The 19916-nt window shown below is 74.7% G+C and carries 21 protein-coding genes and 1 tRNA gene; 7 read left to right on the forward strand and 15 right to left on the reverse strand.

Translation table 11 applies throughout. From position 1 onward, the window contains the following. Nucleotides 1-21: 21 nt before the first annotated feature. The 5 genes from H9657_RS19720 to H9657_RS13475 all read left to right on the forward strand — a co-directional run bounded on the left by H9657_RS19720 (nt 22) and on the right by H9657_RS13475 (nt 5304). Nucleotides 22-1440, forward strand: a complete 1419-nt coding sequence (locus H9657_RS19720) for a mannitol dehydrogenase family protein (RefSeq protein ID WP_191783926.1) — start codon at nt 22-24, stop codon at nt 1438-1440. 48 nt (nt 1441-1488) lie between these two features. Next, nucleotides 1489-2727, forward strand: coding sequence for a D-mannonate dehydratase ManD (gene manD / locus H9657_RS13460; RefSeq protein WP_191783927.1), 1239 nt, complete (start codon nt 1489-1491; stop codon nt 2725-2727). After that, nucleotides 2724-3242, forward strand: coding sequence for a gluconokinase (locus H9657_RS13465; RefSeq protein ID WP_318241490.1), 519 nt, complete (start codon nt 2724-2726; stop codon nt 3240-3242). The genes manD and H9657_RS13465 overlap by 4 nt, the downstream gene beginning before the upstream one ends. Before the next feature lie 136 nt (nt 3243-3378). Further along, nucleotides 3379-4002, forward strand: coding sequence for a TIGR00645 family protein (locus H9657_RS13470; protein ID WP_191783928.1), 624 nt, complete (start codon nt 3379-3381; stop codon nt 4000-4002). Between the two features lie 60 nt (nt 4003-4062). Then, on the forward strand, nt 4063-5304 hold the full coding sequence (locus H9657_RS13475) for an MFS transporter (protein WP_191783929.1): 1242 nt from the start codon (nt 4063-4065) through the stop codon (nt 5302-5304). Nucleotides 5305-5323: 19 nt separating this feature from the next. Here H9657_RS13475 and H9657_RS13480 read toward each other — a convergent pair. Then, nucleotides 5324-5395, reverse strand: a tRNA-Gln gene (locus H9657_RS13480). A gap of 94 nt (nt 5396-5489) precedes the next feature. Between H9657_RS13480 and H9657_RS13485 the strand changes: the two genes are divergently transcribed. Further along, on the forward strand, nt 5490-6128 hold the full coding sequence (locus tag H9657_RS13485; protein WP_404813162.1) for a TetR/AcrR family transcriptional regulator: 639 nt from the start codon (nt 5490-5492) through the stop codon (nt 6126-6128). Between the two features lie 19 nt (nt 6129-6147). Here the strand turns inward: H9657_RS13485 and H9657_RS13490 are convergent, their stop codons facing one another. From H9657_RS13490 to H9657_RS13500, 3 genes are read right to left on the reverse strand one after another with little or no spacing between them, the layout of a single operon-like run. Further along, entirely contained in the window at nt 6148-6447 is a 300-nt protein-coding gene (locus H9657_RS13490; protein ID WP_191783930.1) for a growth/differentiation factor, read from the reverse strand. Next, nucleotides 6444-7706, reverse strand: coding sequence for a TFIIB-type zinc ribbon-containing protein (locus H9657_RS13495; RefSeq protein ID WP_191783931.1), 1263 nt, complete (start codon nt 7704-7706; stop codon nt 6444-6446). Before H9657_RS13495 ends, H9657_RS13490 begins: the two co-directional genes overlap by 4 nt. 2 nt (nt 7707-7708) lie before the next feature. After that, nucleotides 7709-8893, reverse strand: a complete 1185-nt coding sequence (locus H9657_RS13500; protein ID WP_191783932.1) for an SHOCT domain-containing protein — start codon at nt 8891-8893, stop codon at nt 7709-7711. Between the two features lie 223 nt (nt 8894-9116). On the opposite strand from H9657_RS13500, the gene H9657_RS13505 reads away from it, so the two are divergent. Beyond that, entirely contained in the window at nt 9117-9635 is a 519-nt protein-coding gene (locus H9657_RS13505) for a MarR family winged helix-turn-helix transcriptional regulator (RefSeq protein ID WP_191783933.1), read from the forward strand. 30 nt (nt 9636-9665) lie between these two features. Here H9657_RS13505 and H9657_RS13510 read toward each other — a convergent pair whose 3' ends face one another. The 11 genes from H9657_RS13510 to H9657_RS13560 all read right to left on the reverse strand — a co-directional run. After that, nucleotides 9666-10004, reverse strand: a complete 339-nt coding sequence (locus H9657_RS13510; RefSeq protein ID WP_318241491.1) for an ArsR/SmtB family transcription factor — start codon at nt 10002-10004, stop codon at nt 9666-9668. 3 nt (nt 10005-10007) lie between these two features. Next, nucleotides 10008-11840, reverse strand: a complete 1833-nt coding sequence (locus H9657_RS13515) for an ABC-F family ATP-binding cassette domain-containing protein (protein ID WP_191783934.1) — start codon at nt 11838-11840, stop codon at nt 10008-10010. Between the two features lie 7 nt (nt 11841-11847). After that, nucleotides 11848-12318 (reverse strand): SRPBCC family protein, encoded by a 471-nt coding sequence (locus H9657_RS13520; RefSeq protein WP_191783935.1) that lies wholly within the window; start codon nt 12316-12318, stop codon nt 11848-11850. 66 nt (nt 12319-12384) lie between these two features. Beyond that, a complete protein-coding gene (locus H9657_RS13525) occupies nt 12385-13020 on the reverse strand; it encodes a dihydrofolate reductase family protein (protein ID WP_318241492.1) in 636 nt (211 codons plus the stop codon). Between the two features lie 50 nt (nt 13021-13070). After that, nucleotides 13071-13865 (reverse strand): TrmH family RNA methyltransferase, encoded by a 795-nt coding sequence (locus tag H9657_RS13530; protein ID WP_191783937.1) that lies wholly within the window; start codon nt 13863-13865, stop codon nt 13071-13073. 130 nt (nt 13866-13995) lie between these two features. Then, entirely contained in the window at nt 13996-15111 is a 1116-nt protein-coding gene (locus H9657_RS13535; protein ID WP_191783938.1) for an ABC transporter permease, read from the reverse strand. Then, nucleotides 15108-16019 (reverse strand): ABC transporter ATP-binding protein, encoded by a 912-nt coding sequence (locus H9657_RS13540; RefSeq protein ID WP_191783939.1) that lies wholly within the window; start codon nt 16017-16019, stop codon nt 15108-15110. The genes H9657_RS13535 and H9657_RS13540 overlap by 4 nt, the downstream gene beginning before the upstream one ends. Nucleotides 16020-16151: 132 nt before the next feature. After that, nucleotides 16152-16811: a response regulator gene (locus H9657_RS13545; RefSeq protein ID WP_191783940.1), complete on the reverse strand. Its 660-nt coding sequence runs from the start codon at nt 16809-16811 to the stop codon at nt 16152-16154. Continuing rightward, on the reverse strand, nt 16808-18262 hold the full coding sequence (locus tag H9657_RS13550) for a sensor histidine kinase (protein WP_318241493.1): 1455 nt from the start codon (nt 18260-18262) through the stop codon (nt 16808-16810). Before H9657_RS13550 ends, H9657_RS13545 begins: the two co-directional genes overlap by 4 nt. Nucleotides 18263-18264: 2 nt before the next feature. Further along, nucleotides 18265-19203: a 4-(cytidine 5'-diphospho)-2-C-methyl-D-erythritol kinase gene (locus tag H9657_RS13555; RefSeq protein ID WP_191783942.1), complete on the reverse strand. Its 939-nt coding sequence runs from the start codon at nt 19201-19203 to the stop codon at nt 18265-18267. Beyond that, nucleotides 19200-19916: ribosomal RNA small subunit methyltransferase A (locus tag H9657_RS13560; protein WP_225215273.1), on the reverse strand; the 717-nt coding region annotated here is incomplete at its 5' end. The genes H9657_RS13555 and H9657_RS13560, both read right to left, overlap by 4 nt.

Consider the following 19916-nt stretch of genomic DNA (forward strand, 5'->3'; position numbering starts at 1 on the left):
GCACCGACGGAAGGCCGCACCGTGGACGTCTCCCCCGCCTGGCACCGCGACGCGCCGGCGCCCCCGGTCCGCGTCGTCCACCTCGGCCTCGGTGCGTTCGCCCGCGCCCACCTGCTCACCTACACGCAGGACGCCGACGCGCAGCTGCCCCCCGAGCAGCGCTGGGGCGTGGCCGGGTTCACCGGCCGCTCGCCGCGTGCGGCGGCCGACCTCGCCGCGCAGGACGGGCGGTACACGGTCGTCGAGCGCGGGCCGGACGGCGACACGATGCGGGTCGTCGACGCGCTGGTCGAGGTGCACGACGGCGCGGACGGCGCCCGGTGGCGCAGCCTGCTGAGCCGGCCCGCCGTCGGGGTGCTGTCGCTGACGGTCACGGAGGCCGGGTACCGGCGCACGTCCACCGGCGCGCTGGACCTCGAGGACGCCGACGTCCGCGACGACGTCGCGCTGCTCCGGCGGCTCGTCGCCGACGGGGACGGCCACGGCACGGCCCCCGCGGCGACCACCGCACCGGGGCGCGTCCTGGACGGCCTGCGCGCGCGCCGCGCCGCCGGCGGCGGGCCGCTCGCCGTGGTCGGTCTCGACAACCTGCCGGACAACGGCGACGCGCTGCGTCGCGTCGTCCTCGAGCTCGCCGACGCCGTCGACCGCGACCTCGCCCGCTGGCTCCAGGTCCACGTCGCCTTCGTCTCGAGCATGGTTGACCGGATCACCCCCGCGACGACCCCGGCCGACCGCGCCGCCGTCGAGCTCGCGACCGGACGGGCCGACCGGGCGCCCGTCGTCACCGAACCGTTCCGCGAGTGGGTGCTGTCCGGCCGGTTCCCCGCCGGACGGCCCGCGTGGGACGCCGCGGGGGCACGGTTCGTCGCCGACCTCGCGCCGTACGAGCACCGCAAGCTCTGGCTGCTCAACGCCGGCCACTCGCTCCTGGCGTACGCGGGCCCGCCGCGCGGCGCCGCGACCGTCGCCGAGGCGTTCGCGGACCCGGCCCTGCGCGATCGCCTGGAGGAGCTGTGGCGCGAGGCGTGCGACGTCCTCCCGCTGATCCCCACCGAGCTCGACGACGCCCTGGCCGACCTGCGCGAGCGCTTCGCGAACGCGCGCATCGAGCACCGCCTCGAGCAGATCGCCCGTGACGGGTCGCAGAAGCTGCCCGTGCGGGTGCTGGACGTCGCGCGGGCCCGGCGCGCCGCAGGGCTCCCCGTCGGGGACGCCGGCGCGGCGGTCCTGGCCGACTGGGCGCTGCACCTGCGTGCCGGCGGCGCCGCCACCGACCCCGGCGCCGCCGACCTCGCCGCACGGCTCGGCGCCGCCGACCCGGAGGCGACGGCCGCGCTCGTCGTGCACGCGCTCGCGCCCGACCTCGCCGACGACACCGCGCTGCTCGCCGCGGTCGCGGGCGCCGTCGCCGACCGGCACGCCCTGACCTCGTCCTGACCGCACCGCCACCCCCGCCACCCGCACCAGCCACCCCGGGAGACCGCCATGAAGATCGTCGCCGCCGACGTGATCGTCACCAGCCCGCACCGCAACTTCGTCACCCTGCGGCTGACGACCGAGGACGGGCTCACGGGCCTGGGCGACGCGACCCTCAACGGGCGCGAGCTCGCGGTCGTGTCCTACCTGCGCGACCACGTCGTGCCGCTGCTGATCGGGCGCGACGCGCACCGCATCGAGGACACCTGGCAGTTCCTCTACCGCAGCGCGTACTGGCGGCGCGGGCCGGTGACCATGGCCGCCATCGCCGCGGTCGACATGGCGCTGTGGGACGTCAAGGGCAAGGCCGCGGGCATGCCCGTCTACCAGCTGCTCGGCGGTGCGTCGCGCAGCGGCCTGCTCGCCTACGGCCACGCGTCCGGCAAGGAGCTGCCCGAGCTGTTCGACTCGGTGCGCGAGCACCAGGAGAAGGGCTACCAGGCGATCCGCGTCCAGACCGGCGTCCCGGGGCTGAAGTCGATCTACGGCATCGCGTCCAACGCGACGTTCGACGGCAACACGGGCGTCCGGTACGACCACGAGCCCGCGCAGCGCGGCGACCTGCCGAACGAGGAGGACTGGGACACCCGCTCCTACCTGCGGCACGTGCCGACGGTCTTCGAGGCCGTGCGCCACGAGTTCGGCCCCGAGCTGCCGCTGCTGCACGACGGCCACCACCGCATGACGCCGATCCAGGCGGCCCGCCTGGCGAAGTCGCTCGAGCCGTACGACCTCTTCTGGCTCGAGGACTGCACGCCCGCCGAGAACCAGGAGGCGCTGCGGCTCGTGCGGCAGCACTCGATCACGCCGCTGGCGATCGGCGAGATCTTCAACACCGTCTGGGACTTCCAGATGATCATCCGCGAGCAGCTCATCGACTACGTGCGGGCGGCGTCCACGCACTTCGGCGGCATCAGCCCGCTGAAGAAGGTCATGGACTACGCCGCGCAGTACCAGGTGCGCTCCGGGTTCCACGGCCCCACCGACATCTCCCCCGTCGGCCTGGCCGCCCAGATGCACGTGGGCCTGGCGATCCACAACTTCGGGATCCAGGAGTACATGCAGCACGGTGCGCGCACCGACGAGGTGTTCCGGCAGTCGATGACGTTCACCGACGGGTTCCTGCACCCGGGCGACACGCCGGGCCTGGGCGTCGAGATGGAACTCGACGAGGCCGGCAAGTACCCGTACCAGCGGGCCTACCTGCCGTACAACCGGCTGGCCGACGGCACCGTCCACGACTGGTGAGCACGGTGGCGCGCCACGCCGGGCCCCGCGTCGTCGTCATGGGCGTCGCGGGGTGCGGCAAGTCGACCGTCGGGTCGCTGCTGGCCCGGCTGCTGGGCGTCCCGTTCGTCGACGCCGACGGCCTGCACCCGCCGGCCAACGTCGCGCGGATGAGCGCGGGCGTCCCGCTGACCGACGCGGACCGGGCACCGTGGCTCGCGAGCGTCGCGGCCGAGGTGGCCGCCGCACCCACCGGTGCTGTCGTCGCGTGCTCGGCGCTGCGCCGGCGCTACCGCGACGCGCTGCGCGCCGGCGCCCCCGGCACGGTCTTCGTGCACCTCACCGGCACACGCGAGGTCCTCGCCGCACGGATCGGCGCGCGCATCGACCACTTCATGCCGCCCGCGCTGCTCGACAGCCAGCTCGCGACGCTCGAGCCGCTCGACGACGACGAGCCCGGGTGGGTGCTGAACATCACGTGGCCGGCCGAGGAGCTCGCCGCCACCGCGGCGGAACGCCTGCTCAGGGCCGCCTGAGCAGAGCCCGGGCGCCCGGTCGCGCGGTTCCCGGGCACGGGCAGGGGGTGCGCCCGGGAACCGTGCGGCCCGGCGGCGCGTTCAGACCTCGCCGACCCCTCCGGGTCGGGCACCCCCCCCGCGCGCAAGGAGCACCGTGACGTCGTCGACCCCCGCGACCGTCGAGCCCGTCCAGCCGGTCGAGGCCGCCGGACCCGTCGAGCCGAGCCGGTCCTACGGCCACTCGGTGTCGTCCCTCATCTTCTTCTCCCGGTGGCTGCAGCTGCCGCTGTACCTGGGGCTGATCGCCGCGCAGGTCGTCTACGTGTGGCAGTTCCTCAAGGAGCTGTGGCACCTCGTCGAGTTCGCCGTGACCGGGCACGAGGTCCACGGCATGGAGGGCTTCGGCACCGAGGCCACGACGATGCTCGTCGTCCTCGGCCTGGTCGACGTCGTCATGATCTCCAACCTGCTCATCATGGTGATCATCGGCGGCTACGAGACGTTCGTGTCGCGCATGCGGCTCGACGGCCACCCCGACCAGCCGGAGTGGCTGAGCCACGTCAACGCCAACGTGCTCAAGACGAAGCTCGCGATGTCGATCATCGGCATCTCGTCCATCCACCTGCTGCGCACGTTCATCGAGTCGTCCGTGGGCAACGTCAGCGCCGAGACGATGATGTGGCAGACGATCATCCACGTCGCGTTCGTCGCCTCCGCCCTCGCGCTGGCGTGGATCGACAAGATGTCGCAGGGATCCGGTCCCCGCAACGGGCACTGAGTTCGCGGGCACGGCCGTGCGACAGTGACCGGGACCCGCCCCCGCGCCACCGAGGACGCCGTGCCCACGCTCACCTACGCCGCCACCCGCCGCTCGGCCCACGCGGGCTACGTCGTCCAGGCGGTCGTCAACAACCTCGCGCCGCTGCTGTTCGTCGTCTTCCACACGTCGCTCGACGTGCCGGTCGCGCAGCTCGGGGCGCTCGCGTCGCTGAACTTCGGCGTGCAGCTGCTGACCGACCTGGTCGCCGTGCGGGTGGTCGACCGCGTCGGGTACCGCCGACCGCTCGTGCTCGCGCACGCGCTGGCCGCGCTGGGCCTCGTGCTCCTGGCCGTCCTGCCGCTCGTGCTCGCGTCGCCGTTCGTGGGGCTGTGCCTCGCGGTCGTCGTGTACGGGGTGGGCGGCGGGCTGCTCGAGGTCCTGGTGTCGCCGGTCGTCGAGCACCTGCCCAGCCCGTCGCAGGCCAAGGCGGCCGGGATGGCGCTCGCGCACTCGTTCTACTGCTGGGGCCAGCTCGCGGTCGTCGTGGTCACCACCGCCCTGCTCGCGGTCCTCGGCACCGACCTGTGGCCGGTGCTGCCGGTGCTGTGGGCGGTGGTGCCGCTGGCCAACCTGGTGGTGCTGCTGCGCGTGCCGATGCCCGCCACCGTGCCCGACGAGCACCGCACGCCCCTGCGGTCGCTGTTCGGCACCCCGCTGTTCCTCGCCGCGCTCGTCCTCATGGCCACCGGCGGCGCGGCCGAGCTGACGATGGCGCAGTGGTCGTCGTTCTTCGCCGAGCAGGGCACGGGTGTGCCCAAGGAGGTCGGGGACCTGCTGGGCCCGGGGCTGTTCGCCCTGCTCATGGGGCTGGGCCGCGCCGCGTACGGCCTGTGGGGTCACGACGTGCCGCTGCGCCCGCTGCTGGCGGCCTCCGGGGTCGCCGCGGCCGTCTGCTACGTCGTCGCGGCGACCGTCTCCGTGCCCGTCGTGAGCCTCGCCGCGTGCGCGCTGTGCGGGCTCGCGACCGCGCTGCTGTGGCCCGGGACGTTCTCGCTGACGTCCGCCCGGTTCCCCCTCGGCGGTGCCGCGATGTTCGCGGTGCTCGCGCTCGCCGGGGACGCCGGCGGCACGTTCGGCCCGCTCGGGGCCGGGCTCCTCGCCGACCTGGCCGCCGGGCCGCTGGCACCGCTGGCGTCGGCGCTGCCGCCGGACTCCGGGACGGGGCTGCGCGCCGGGCTGCTCCTGAGCGCGGCCGTGCCGGTCGTGTTCGCGGTGACGGTGCTGGCGTCGGGACGTCGCGAGCGGACCGCGACCGCCTGACCGGACGTCGCGGCACGGGCTCCGCCCCCAGGATTCGAACCTGGACTGCACGGCTCCAAAGGCCGGCGTGCTGCCGTTACACCAGGGCGGATCGGCGCCTCAGTCTGCCAGGTCCCGGACCGCGACCCACCGGCGCCCGCGGGGGTGTGCACGGCGCGCCGTCCCCGCACGGCACAATGGCGCGCATGGCCTCCGACTCCAAGCGGTCCCGCGCGCGCATGACCGGCACCCAGCGACGCGCGCAGCTGCTGGACGTCTCACGCAAGCTCTTCGCCGAGAAGGGGTTCGACAACACGTCGGTCGAGGAGATCGCCGCCCGCGCGGAGGTCTCCAAGCCCGTCGTCTACGAGCACTTCGGCGGCAAGGAGGGCGTCTACGCGGTCGTCGTCGACCGCGAGATCCAGGCGCTGACGACCGCGCTGACGGGCGCCCTCGAGGGCGGCGGGCACCCCAAGGTCATGGTCGAGCGGACGGCGCTCGCGCTGCTGTCCTACATCGAGACGTCCGAGGACGGGTTCCGCATCCTCGTGCGCGACTCGCCGGTCGCCCAGGCCACCGGCACGTTCTCGTCCCTCATCGGCGACGTCGCCTCGCAGGTCGAGCACCTGCTGGGCGCGCAGTTCAAGAAGCAGGGCCTCGACCCGCGCGCGGCGCCCATGTACGCCCAGATGCTCGTCGGGATGGTCGCGCTGACGGGCCAGTGGTGGCTCGACGCGCGCAGCCCGCGCAAGACGGACGTCGCCGCGCACCTCGTCAACCTCGCGTGGAACGGCCTCGAGGGCCTCGAGCGCCGCCCCGAGCTGACCAAGCCGCCCACGCCGTAGCGGCGACGTCCGCCCGCCGTCAGGGCGCGCGGACCTTGCGGCTGTTCGCACCCTTCATGCGCGAGCTCGTCAGTCCCGTGCGCGAGCCCGTCCGGCTGTCGTCGGCGCGCACGTCGAGCATCTGCGAGCGCGTCTCCGACTCGTGGTGGTGGCGCTTGTCCGTGTTGCGGTAGCGCAGGTACACCCAGCCGGCGAAGAGCGGGCCGGCGAGCAGCAGCAGGAGCAGGACGGCCTTGCCGCCCCCGTCGTCGCCACCGGCGCTCGCCAGGACCTCGCCCGCGACCGCCAGCACCGGCGGGCCCAGGACGACGCCCGTCACGTGAGCACCCACAGCACCGCGGCGGCCAGCGCCCCGACGACCTCGACGACCCCCGCGACCAGCGCGAGGCGCGGCACGTTCAGCGGCACGCTGCCCATCGTCTCCCCCGTCCGGCCGTTGACGGCCACGTAGTGCAGCAGCGTCGAGCCGTCCTTCCTGGTCTCGAGGTAGCTGTACAGCCACACCGGCAGGTACGCGCTGACCCAGCGCTCGCCGCGCACGTCGAGGTCCGTGGCGTCCCACCGCACACCGCGGTCGTAGAACCCGATCGTCTCGTCGGCCCGCCAGCGTGCGATGTCGCGGACCTGGTCGTGCACGGCCGCGCGCAGCCCGGCCACGTCGACGTCGCGACGCTCGGAGGTGAACCCCTGCAGGTAGCGGGGGTCGTAGCGCACGCCGTTCTCGACGTCGAACGGCAGGACCGTGTTGATGACGTTGTTGGACGTGCGCGCCGTGTCACGGTCGAGCCGCTCGGCGGAGGACTCGAGCGTGAGGTCGTCGACGTGCAGTTCGAACGAGCGTCGCACGTCGTAGACGTCGGCGTCGTAGCGGCGCTCGCTGCGCGTCTCGCCCTGGGAGTCGCGCACCTGCACGGTGTAGGAGCGCGTCTGGTGCTCGCCCTCGCCGGTGACGCGCGCGTGCGCGTTGACGTCGACGACCATGTAGGGCAGGTACACGCCCATGACGTTCTCGGGCGTGAACTCGGCCCGGAACCGCGGGTGGGCGAAGAACGTCCGCTTGCCGACGAACGCCGCGACGCGCGCGACCGCGTCGGCCTTCGGGACGCTGAACGGCAGCACCATGTCCGGCACCGCGCCGTTGGGGACCTGCTCGGTGAGCGACAGGGTGTTGCGGCACCAGTGGCACCGGGCCTGCACGCCCGCGGCGGCGTCGATGACGACGTCCGCACCGCACGCGGTGCAGCGCAGCGTGACCGCCGGGTCGGCCGTCACGTCCGCGGTCCCCGAGCCGACGACGACGCCCGCGAGCTCCCCCACGGGACCGTCGAGGTCGAACGTCGCCAGCGCGTTCTCGGTGCGCCACTCGTAGCGGCAGAAGCCGCAGCGCAGCATGCCCGTGGCGACGTTGAGCGACGCCTCGGTGGCGCCGCACCGCTCGCAGCGGACCAGGCCGTCGGTACGGTCGTCACCGGTGCGCACGACGCGCGGGCCGCCCGGTGCGGCGGTCGACTGTGGGTCTCCGGGCTCGGCAGGCTGGATCGGCTGCGCCCCGGGCGACGGGGCGTGGAGGTCGCTCATGCCTACAGGCCGAGCGCCTTCGCCTTGGCGGCGTCGTAGTCCGCCTGCGTGATCAGCCCCTGGTCGAACAGCGTCTTGAGCTGCGTGAGCCTCGCGACCGTGTCGTCGGCCGCGGGCGCCGCCGGCGCGGGTGCGGCCTGCGGCGCGGGCGCCGTCGGCTGCTGCAGGGCACCGGCCGCACCGCTCGCCGCGTTCAGCCCCAGGCCGAGCACCGCCATGTTGGCCGCACCGCCGCCGCCCTCGCCGGCCGCCTGCATGCCGCGGGCCACCGACTGCTGGAGGAACGAGTTGCCGCGGGCGCCGCCCAGGGCGTCGGCCTTCTTGACGTCGCTGAGCAGCGCGCGCGTGTCCTCGTCGTACTCGATCGCGGCGATCGCGACCTTGCCGATCGTCAGGCCGCGCTGGGAGGTCCACATGAACCCCTCCTCGACCGCGCCGGCGAGCGCCTGGCCGAGGCCGGCCGCGTCGCTCTGGATCCGCGTGATGCGGTTGCCCTGCGACGGGTCGTTCGTGTAGCGCGAGAACGCGGCGGCGAGCGAGCCGACGACCTCGGTGAACAGCTGGCTCGCGGCCGGGTTGTCCAGGTCGGAGAAGTCGAAGACGGGACCGCCGGGCGTCAGGTAGGTCAGCGGGACGAAGCCCTTGACCAGCAGGACCGGGTCGACGACCTTCAGCGTGTACGTGCCGCGCGTGACGGCGCCGACCTGCGCGTTCAGGTACGCGTCGTCCCAGTAGATCTCCGACTGCGTGCCGAAGCGGTTGTTCGGGATCTCCTTGAGGTTCACGTAGAACGCGAGCTGCTGCGACCCCGGCTGCCCGCCGAACTTGAACCGCTCCCACGACGTCATGACGGTCGAGGCGAGGATGCCGTCACCGGCGAACACCGACCGCGAGTTCGGGTCCTGCGACCGGAACTCGTACCCGCCGGGCTCGGCGACCAGGCCCGTGAGCTGCCCGTCCTGGAACGTCAGGAGCGCGACGCCCTCGGGCACCACGATGCGGCTGCCGTTGGTGATGATGTTGTCGGACGCCTTGGTGTTCGATCCGCGGCCCGCGTTCTGGCCGCGCGGCACGGCGGGGAAGATCGCGGCGGTCGGTGCCAGACCGTCCGGCGGGGTCAGGAAGTCCTTCCACTGGTCGGCGAGCGCGCCGCCCAACGCCCCGGCGAAAGCCTTGATGAATCCCACGGTGCTCCTTCGACCTCACGGTGCTGCGGGTCCGTCCGCGACGTGGTCCGGGCCCTGACAGGCGGCACAGTAGCGTCCCGCCCGCCGGGACGGACGGGACCCGCCCGGATCTCACCCGGACCGTCCCGCAGAGCGCATCGCCGCAGGCCACGTGCCCGGTCGCGCGCCGACGCACCGCACGCCCGCGACCCCGGACCTCTCGACGTCGACTAATCTCTCGACCATGGCCGAGACCGACACCGGCCGCCCGCCCCGCGACGAGGTCGACCGCATCGTCCTCGCCTGGGCGCGCGAGCGACCGGACCTGGACGTGCGGCCCCTCACCGTGCTCTCGCGCGTCAGCAGGCTGGCGCGCCACCTCGACCTCGCGCGCCGCGGCGCGTTCGCGCGGCACGGGCTCGAGACGTGGGAGTTCGACGTGCTCGCGGCGCTGCGCCGGGCCGGGGAGCCCTACCGGCTGTCCCCCGGTGCCCTGCTCACGCAGACGCTCGTGACCAGCGGCACCATGACCAACCGCATCGACCGCCTCGCCGAGCAGGGGCTCGTCGAGCGGCAGCCGTCGCCCGACGACCGCCGCGGCGTCCTCGTGCGGCTGACGCCGGCCGGGCTGCAGCGCGTCGACGACGCGTTCGCCGACCTCCTGGACGTCGAGCGCGGGCTCATCGGCGCCCTGCCCGAGGCCGACCGCGAGCGCCTGGCCGAGCTGCTGCGCGACGTGCTCACGCTGTTCGACGCGTCCTGAGACCTCGACGCGACCCGCGGCGCGCCGCCGTCAGCCCCGCGCGACGTGCTCGCCGAGGCGGTCCAGCCGACGCTCCGCCGGGAGGCGGTGGCGGTCCAGCCAGGCCCGGGCCGTCGCGGTGCCGTCGGGCGTGAGCCGGTAGGTCCGCACGCGGCCCGTCTTCTCCGAGACGACGACGCCCGCGCGCTCGAGGACGGCGAGGTGCTGCACCACGGTCGGCAACGACACCCCGAACGGCTCCGCGAGCGTGCTCACCGACGCCGGGCCGCGCGCGAGCCGCTCGACGACGGCCCGCCGGGTGCCGTCCGCCAGGGCCTGGAAGACCCGGTCCAGGTCCTCGCTCGCGCCCGGCGCCACCTGCGCGGCCACGGCTCAGCCCGCGGTCTCGGCGGCCTCGAGCCAGGCCAGCTCGAGCTCCTCGCGCTCGGCGGCGAGCGCGCGCAGCTCGGCGTCCAGCGCGGTGACGGCCTGGTGGTCGGTCGCCTGGGCGGCCATGCGGGTGTGCAGGTCGGCCTCGAGCGCGCTGATCCGCTGCAGGCGGCGCTCGATGCGCTGCACCTCCTTGCGGGCGGTGCGCACCTCGGCCGGGGACGGCCCCGACGCGGTCGCCGGCGTCCCCGCAGCGGGGGCACCCGCCGCGGCCGACGCGGCGGCGGCCGTCCCCACCGCGGACGTGCTGCCGGCACCGCTCGCCGTCAGCGCGGCCCGGCGCAGCTCGAGGTACTCCTCGACCCCGCCGGGCAGGTCCCGCAGCAGGCCGTCGCCCAGGAGGGCCACCTGCCGGTCGCACACGCGCTCGAGCAGGTACCGGTCGTGCGAGACGACGATGAGCGTGCCGGGCCAGCCGTCGAGCAGGTCCTCGACGGCCGCGAGCGTGTCGGTGTCGAGGTCGTTGGTGGGCTCGTCGAGCAGCAGCACGTTGGGCTCGGCGACGAGCAGGCGCAGCAGCTGCAGGCGGCGGCGCTCACCACCGGACAGCTCGCGCACGAGGGTGCGCGCGCGTTCGCGCGTGAACCCGAGCCGCTCGACCAGCTGCGCCGCGGTGAGCTCCTTGCCGCCGACCACCACCGTGCGCTTCTCGCGCTCGACGGCCTCGACGACGTTGAGCCCGGCGAGCTCGTCGAGGTCCTCGACGTCCTGGCGCAGCTCGGCGACGCGCACGGTCTTGCCGCGCTTCACGCGTCCCGACGTGGGCGTCGCGCGGCCGGAGAGCAGGCGCAGCAGCGTCGTCTTGCCGGCGCCGTTGACGCCGACGACGCCGTACCGGTCACCGGGTCCGAGGCGCCACGTCACGTCGTCGAGCAGGACGCGGCCGTCGGGCAGCGTGAACGTCACGTCCTCGAGGTCGAGGACGTCCTTGCCGAGGCGCGCGGTGGCGGTCCGGGCGAGCGCGAGCGAGTCGCGCGGCGGCGGCTCGTCGGCGATGAGCGCCGACGCCGCGTCGATCCGGAACTTCGGCTTGGAGGTCCGTGCCGGCGCGCCGCGCCGCAGCCACGCGAGCTCCTTGCGCATGAGGTTCTGGCGCTTGGTCTCGACGGTCGCGGCCTGCTGGTCGCGCTCCGCGCGGGCCAGCACGTACGCGGCGTACCCGCCCTCGTACTGGTCCACGACGCCGTCGTGGACCTCCCACGTGCGGGTGCACACGGCGTCGAGGAACCACCGGTCGTGCGTGACGACCACGAGCGCGCCGCCGCCGCGCGCGTACCGGTCGACCAGGTACGACGCGAGCCACGCGACGCCCTCGACGTCGAGGTGGTTGGTCGGCTCGTCGAGCACGAGGACCTCGTCGTCGCGCACGAGCAGGGCGGCCAGCGCGACACGGCGGCGCTGCCCGCCGGACAGCTCGGCGAGCGGCACGTCGAGCGCGACGTCGGCGAGCAGGCCGGCGTGCACCGAGCGGATCCGGTGGTCGGACGCCCACTCGTGCGGGTCGGCGTCGCCGTGGACGGCCTCGAGGACCGTGCCGGCCATGAGCTCGTCGCGCTGGTCGAGCAGGGCGATCCGCGTGCCGCCGGCGCGCGTGACGCGACCGGAGTCGGGGGCCTGCCGTCCGGACAGGACGCGCAGCAGGGTGGACTTGCCGGCCCCGTTGGGGCCGACGACGCCGATGCGTTGGCCGTCGTCGACGCCGAGGCTGACCCCGTCGAGGAGGGTGCGGGTACCGAGGGTGAGGTGGACGCTGTCGGCGCCGAGCAGGTGGGGCATAGGTGGCTCAGCCTGCCAGGTACGCCGCCAGGGTGTCGAAGATGCCGCGCATGCCCTCCTCGCGACCGGCCGGGTCGTCGAGCCCGTCGAGGTGGGTGCCCTGCTCGGTGTAGCGCAGCGACGTGCGCGCCTCACCCTCGGACGCGAGCTCGTAGGTCGCCAGCGACGTCGAGATGTGGGCGCCGTCGAGCCACATGTCGTAGGTCAGGACGATCCTCTGCTGCTCGACGAGGTCGGTGTAGGTCGCGACGTACCGGCTGACAGGCCCGCCGTGGAACTCGCCCTCGCTCACGGCGGTCCCGCCGACGCGGAAGTCGTCGGTGTCCTCGACGGTCGTCCAGTCGTCGCTCGTGCCGAACCACTCGTGCTTCTGGGCCGGGTCGGCGAAGGCCTCCCAGACGCGGTCGACCGGGGCGTCGAAGGTGCGCTCGACGACGAAGGTCGAGTGGACGGTCGAGCGGGACGTGGTGGTGCTCATGGCGACCTCCGGGTCAGTCAAATACTTAGGTGATTACCTAAGTGTTGCGCTCGTCGACCCGGCCCGTCAAGACCCCGGCCGCGGTCCTGCGGGGTCGTCGGCCAGGACGTCGTACGTCAGGTGGGTCGACGTCGACGTCGGCGTCACGCCCCGCTGCACCAGCGCGCACGGCGCACCGGCGGCGAACAGCGGGGTGCCACCGCCCAGGACGACCGGCGCCAGGTGCAGCGTCAGCACGTCGACCAGGCCGGCCGCGAGCGCCGAGCCGACCGTCGCGCCACCGCCCATGAGCACGACGTCGAGCGCGGCGCCGGCACGCGCCGACGCCGCCTCGGCGCGCGCCCGGGCGGCGTCGACCGCGGCTCGCAGGCCCGTCGTGACGAAGGTCCAGTCCAGGTCGCGCAGGCGGACCGACGCCGGCCGCGCGCTCGTCACCACGACGAACGCGGGCGCGGCGACCTCGCGGGCGCCGTAGCCGGTCCGGTCGTCCCAGCCGCCCGGGCCGTCGACCACGTCGAAGAGCCGACGGCCCAGGACGACGGCGCCCGAGCGCGCCGTCGCCTCGCGCAGCACGCGGCGGTCGTCCTCGTCGTCCGAGAACGCCCACCGGTGCAGCGCGTCACCGCCGTCGCCCAGGCCGTTGTCCGGCCCGGGGTCGGGTCCCGTCACGTAGCCGTCCAGGGAGACGGAGATGTCCGCCACGACGCGTGCCATACGCGTACCGACCCGGGCCGTGGCCCGGGCTCATCGGCTCAGGACGCGAGGTTGCGCGCCGCGCGCGCCCCGAGCGCGATCCCGACCGCCACCGACACGTTCAGCGACTCCGCCGACGAGCGCATCGGGATCGACACGGTCCGCGCGCCCGCCGTCAGCTCGGCCGACGCGCCGCGCTTCTCGCTGCCGAACACGAGCAGCAGCCGCTGCGCGAGGCCCGCCAGGTCCGCCGTCACGAGCTCGCCGCCCGCGTCGAAGGCGACGCTCGGCAGGTCCAGCTCCCGCAGGCCGGCCACGGCCTCCTCGCGGGACGCGAGCACCACCGGCAGCGAGAACACGTAGCCGCGGCTCGCGCGCACGACGCGCCGGTCCAGCGGGTGCGCCAGGTCGCTGTCGACGAGCACGACGCCCGCCGCGCCCAGCGCGTACGCCGTGCGCACCGCCGCGCCGATGTTGCCCACGATGCGCACGCCGTCGAGCACGACGACGTCACCCGGGCGCTCCGCGAGGTCCGCGAGCTGCGCGGGCCGCGGCGTCTTGGCGACGCCCACGACGTCGGGCTTGCGGTCGCCGCGGAAGAGCTCGTTCCACAGCGGGGTGGCGATCTCCTGCACCGTCACGCCACGGGTGCGGGCGGCCGCGCCCAGCTCCGGGCCCACGTCGGCGCCCTCGACCGCGTAGATCCCGAGGACCTCGACGCCCGCGGTCAGCGCGTGCGCGAGCGGCTCCGGGTCCTCCACGAGCAGGGTGCGGGTGGCCGCCCGGGGGCGGCGCACGAGGTCGTCGATCCGCTGGACCTGCGGGTCCGAGCGGGACGAGATCACGTCGGTCATCGGTGCATCTCCTGGTGTTCGATGTGCAGGCGGGGGCCCGCACCCTCCCGACCCTGCCACACCTGGGCCGGGCGCCCCGCCGCGGGCCGCCACCTGACACTGTGACGTCCGGCGCGCGGGGCGCCCGTGCTCAGCCCGCGGTGCCGGCGCGCAGCACCTCGCCGACCTTGACGCGGCCGCCCATGCGCAGCACGGACCGCTCGTAGATCCGCGCCGCCACCGCGATCACCAGGACGCACGCGGCCGCGAGCACCGCCAGCGACAGCAGCGGCTCCCACCACGCCGCCTCACCGAGGAACAGCCGCACGGGCATCCCGACGGGCGCCGAGAACGGCACGTACGACATGGCCGTCAGGACGGCCGCGTTGTCGTTGAAGAACACGACGAGGAAGTACGGCAGCATCGTCAGCCACATCGCCGGCTGCAGCACGACGCCCGTGTCCTCGATGCGCGAGACCAGCGACGCGCTGGCGGCGAACACCGAGGCGAGCAGGACGAACCCGAGCGCGAAGAACACGACGAACCACACGACCGGCATCCCGATCATCGTCAGCAGGTCGTCCTGCCCCGTGACCACCAGCGCCAGCACCGAGACCGCGGCGATCGCCGCCGTCTGCCCCAGGGCCAGCGCCGAGTTGCCGAGGATCTTGCCCGCGAGCAGCGCCCGCGCGGGGACCGCGGAGAGCAGGATCTCGACGATCCTCGTCTGCTTCTCCGTCACCGTGTTCTGCGCGATCGTGGCGCCGAAGCCGATGGCCGACATCATGAACACGAGGCCGAACGCGAACGTCACGACGTAGCGGACTCCCCCCTCGGCGGCGGCCGGGTCGAGCAGCACGACCTCCGGCGCCTCCGTGAGCGCCTCCAGCAGCGCGCCCGGCGCACCGTCCATGGCCAGGACCTCGACGCCGAGCGGACCGTCACCCGGCACGACGGCGGCGTCCACGTCACCGGCCCGCACGGCCTGCTCCGCCGCCGCCCGGTCGGGCACGTCGCTCAGCGCCAGGCCGTCGGTCGTGGGCAGTTCCCCCGCGACGGACTCGACGACCGCGACCGGCACGTCACCGCTTTCGCGGCCGGCGAGGAGCGAGCTCACGACGATCGCCGCGAGGACACCCACCAGGAGCAGCGCGGTGGAGACGAGGAACGACTTCGTGCGGACCTGCGACGTGATCTCGCGCTCGGCGACGAGCAGCGCGGCGCGCCCCAGCGACGGCGGCGTGGGTGCCGGGGGTCGGGCGTTCATCGGGCCACCTCTTCCAGGTCGGGCTCGTCGGCGACGACGTCGCGGAAGATCTCCGCGAGCGACGGCCGCAGCGGGGTGAAGGCGTGCACGGCACCGCGCGCGAGCGCGGACGTCAGCACGTGCTGCGCGAGGTCCTGCGACGCCTCGAACACCGCCGAGCCGCCGGCGAGCTCGTCGACGCGCACGCCGGGCACGTCGCGCAGCCAGCCCATGTCGCCGTCGGCGACGATCTCGTGGCGCTCCTGGCCGTAGCGGGTGCGCAGCTCCTCGCGCGTCCCGGAGGCCGCGACCTTGCCGCCCGCGATGATGACGAGGTCGTCGCACAGCCGCTCCACGACGTCGAGCTGGTGCGACGAGAACAGGACGGGGGCGCCCTGCGCGGCGCGCTCGGCGAGCACGCCCTGCACGACCTCCACGGCCATCGGGTCGAGGCCCGAGAACGGCTCGTCGAGGACGAGGATCTCGGGGTCGTGCACGAGCGCCGCCGCGACCTGCGCACGCTGCTGGTTGCCCAGCGACAGGCTCTCCACCGGGTCCTTCGCGCGCGGCGCCAGGCCCAGCCGCTCGACGAGGGCCTCGGCGCGGGCCGTCGCACCCTGCTTGTCGAAGCCGTGCAGGCGCGCCAGGTACGTCAGGTGCTCGACCAGCTGCATCTTGGGGTACAGCCCGCGCTCTTCCGGCATGTAGCCGAAGCGCGCGCGCTGCGCACCGCCGACCGGCGCACCGTCGACCGTGACGGTCCCCGCGTGCGGGGCCAGCACGCCGAGGATGATGCGCATCGTCGTCGTCTTCCCGGCACCGTTGCCGCCGACGAACCCCGTGAGCCGCCCTCGCCCGACCGTGAAGCTCACGTCGTCGAGCACGAGCCTGTCGCCGAACGACCGGCTGATCCCGTGCAGCTCGAGCATCGTCCCTCCCCTGCCACGTCACCGTCCGGGTGCCCCGGACGTCCTGCTCACGACGCTAGGCGCTGGGGCGGGGCGGGGGCTCAGGCGCCCGGCCGATCCTGCGTCTCCGTCCCGGGACGGAGACGCGCGCCCTCAGCCGGTCAGGCCGTGCTCGTGCGCGTACACGACCGCCTGGACGCGGTCCCGCAGCGCGAGCTTGGCCAGCAGGTTCGACACGTGGGTCTTGACGGTCGCGCGGCTGACGACGAGCTCGGCGGCGATCTCGTCGTTGTTGAGACCACGGGCGACCAGCGTCAGCACCTCCTGCTCGCGCTCGGTCAGCGGCACGACGGGCTGCGGTGCGGGTCGCGCGGGGCGGCGGTCGGCCACCGCGCGCGCGATGACGGCCCGCGTCACCTCCGGCGCCAGCAGCCCCTCACCGGCCGCGGCGCTCAGCACGGCCTCCGTGAGCTGCTCGGGGCGCGAGGTCTTCAGCAGGTAGCCGACGGCGCCCGCGTGCAGGGCCTCGACGAGGTAGTCCTCGCGGTTGAAGGTCGTCAGGACGACCACCGCCGCGAGCAGCTCGGGGTCGGCCACGATGCGGCGCGTGGCCTCGAGCCCGTCCATGTCGGGCATCTGCACGTCCATGCACACGACGTCCGGACGCGTCGCCCGCACGACCTCGAGGGCCTGCGCCCCGGTGCCGGCCTCACCGACCACGTCGATGCCGGGGTGCGCCGACAGGATGGTGCCGATGCCCGCCCGCAGCAGCGCCTGGTCGTCCACGAGCACGACCCGCACGGTCGCCGTCATCCCTGCTCCTCCGTCCGGTGGTGCCCGTCCGGCACCCGTCCCTGCCCGGCGGACGCACGGGCGTCCGACGCCCCCAGCGGCAGGCGCACCCGCACCACGAACCCGCCGGACCTGCGCCGCGCCGCCTCGAACGTGCCGCCGTCGGACGCCACCCGCTCGCGCATCCCGACGATCCCCAGACCGGACGACGGCACCGCACCCGTACGGCGCGCCGTGCCGCCGTCGTCGGAGACCTCGAGCTCGACGTCGTCCGGCAGCCAACGCAGCCGCACGTCGGCGCGTGCGCCCTGCCCGGCGTGCTTGCGCGTGTTCGTCAGCGCCTCCTGCGCGATCCGGTACAGGTTGAGCGACGCCAGCGGCCGCAGCCGGCGCGGCTCGCCGACCTCCTGGTACGTGACGCGCAGCCCACCGGCCCGCGCACGCTCGACGAGCTCCGGCAGGCCCCCGACGTCGAGCGACGCGAGCGCGTCGTCGGACGGCGCCACCGCCGCCGTCCCGCTGCCGCCGGACCCGCCCGGGGCGTCGCGCAGCATGCCGAGGATGCCGTGCAGCTCGCGCACGGCCTCCCGCGCGGCCTCCTCGACGTGGCCCAGGGCGTCCGCCGCACGCACCGGGTCCGACGCGAGCACGGTGCGCGCGGCCGCGGCCTGCACGCCCATGAGCGAGACGTGGTGCGCGACCGCGTCGTGCAGCTCGCGCGCGAGGCGCAGCCGCTCGAGCGCGACGGCCTGCTCCTCCGCGCGCCGGCGCTCGACGACCAGCAGGTGCGTGCGCCACGCCGTGCGCGCCCGCTCGCGCGACGAGCGCCACGCGTGCTCGCCGAAGAACCACGAGCCGGCGAAGTACAGGACGTTGGTCAGCAGCTGCAGGAGTGTGAACGACACGAACGGCGAGAACACGCCCGCCTGGTCCGGCAGGTGCTCGGCCGTCTCCGGGTCGGTCGCCACCCAGAACAGGGCCACGAAGAGCCATACGATCATCGCGACGACCACGACCGCGCGGACCCCGGTGGCGCGGCGGCGGTCCGTCTCCCAGGCGCCGACCGTGTACATCGCGCAGAACAGCGCGATGTTGGAGACCAGCGTCTCGGGGACGTACAGGACCTGCGCGCCGATGAACGCGGCGGCCACGACGCACAGCACGACGCTCGGCCACCGGCGGCGCACCGCGAGCGGGAGGGTGACCACCGCGAGCAGGAGCGCGGCGAGCCATCCGGGTGCCGGCTCGTCGTACATGCCCGCGACCCGCATGAGGACCATCGACAGCAGCGCACCGAGGTAGAGCGCACCGGCCAGGAGCGCGTCCCAGCGCAGGGCGTCGCGGTCCGGGGCGGGGCGCACCCAGCCCGGGGCGTCGGGGTCCGCCGGCGCGACCGGCACGACGTGCCCGGCACCCGTCGCGCGCGGGACGTCCACCGCGCGGGAACCCACGTCCGTCGTCGACACGTCCACGCTCACTCCGCGGCGACGACCCGCGCGCCGGCGACGGGTCCGGTCGCCGTCAGCACGCGGTCGGCCACGCCGGACGCCGTGAAGGCCGCCGCGACCGCGAGCGCGTGCTTCCTGCTGCGCGCCAGCGCCGCGACCGTCGGGCCGGAGCCCGAGACCACGACGCCGAGCGCGCCGGCGTCGGTCGCGACGGCGAGCGGCTCCGCCAGGCCGGGGTCGAGCTCGAGGGCGGCGGTCTCCAGGTCGTTGTGCAGCGCGGCACCGAGCGCAGCCGGGTCGCCCGCGAGCAGCGCCTGCATGAGCGGGACGTCCTGCTCGTCGTCCAGCGGTGCCACGTCCGGGTGGCGCAGCTCGTCGTACGCGCCGTAGACGGCGGCGGTGGACAGCCCGCGGTCCTGCACGGCGAACGCCCAGTGGAACTCGCCGCGGCTCAGCGCCGGCGTCAGCAGGTGACCGCGCCCCTGCCCCACGGCGGTGTGCCCGACCAGCGAGAACGGGACGTCGGACCCCAGCTCGGCCGCGAGCTCCAGCAGCTCGTCCCGCGTGAGCCCGGTGCGCCACAGCGCGTCGCACGCGACGAGCGCCGCCGCGGCGTCGGCCGACCCGCCGGCCATCCCCCCGGCCACGGGCACGCCCTTGACGAGGTGCAGGTGCACGGGCTCGTCCACACCGGCCCGCCGGGCCACCGCCCGCGCGGCGCGCAGGGCCAGGTTGCTCTCGTCCGTCGGCACCGCCTCGGACTGCATGCCGCTCACGCTGACGCCGAACTCCTCGGCGGGCGTCGCGACGACCTCCTCGTAGACCGACACGGCCTGGAAGACGGTCGACACGGGGTGGTAGCCGTCGGAGGCCCGCGGGCCGACGCGCAGCGAGAGGTTGACCTTGCCGGGGGCGCGCACGCGCACGGCGCGCTCGGGGAGGTCGTCCAGGGGGGTCAGCGTCACGGTGCCACTGTGCCAGGTCCGGACGGCACGGGCCGTGCGGCGTGCAACGCCTCGGCGATCCGCGCGAACCCCACGACGTCGACCTGCTCGCCGCGCACCTGCGGGTCCAGACCCGCGGCCCGCACGGCGACCTCGGCCGCCGCGGACGAGCCCGCGACACCGGCCAGGGCCGAGCGCAGCATCTTGCGGCGCTGCGCGAACGCGGCGTCGACGACCGCGAACACCTCCTGCCGCGACACGGTCGCGGCGGGCGGCTCGCGGCGGTCGAGCCGCACGAGCGCGGAGTCGACGTGCGGTGCGGGCCAGAACACCGCGCGCCCGACGGTCGCGGTGCGTCGGGCGGCCGCGTACCAGGCGACCTTGGCCGACGGCACGCCGTACGTGCGGCTGCCCGGGGGCGCCACGAGACGGTCGGCGACCTCGGCCTGCACCATGACGAGCCCGCGCTCGAGGGAGTCGAACCGCTCGAGGAACGTCAGGAGCACGGGCACGGAGACGTTGTACGGCAGGTTGGCGACGAGCGCCGTGGGCGCCGCCCCGGGCAGCTCGGTGACCGTCAGGGCGTCCTGCGTCACGATGGTCAGCCGCGCGCGGCCGTCGCCGTCCCGCAGCACGACGACGGGCGCGGGTGCGTCGGTGGCACCGGGTGCGTCGGTGCCGGTGTCGGTGTCGGTGTCGGTGTCGGTGTCGGTGTCGGTGTCGGTGTCGGTGTC

It is taken from the genome of Cellulomonas avistercoris, from assembly GCF_014836445.1.
GTDB classification, from domain to species: Bacteria; Actinomycetota; Actinomycetes; order Actinomycetales; family Cellulomonadaceae; genus Cellulomonas; species Cellulomonas avistercoris.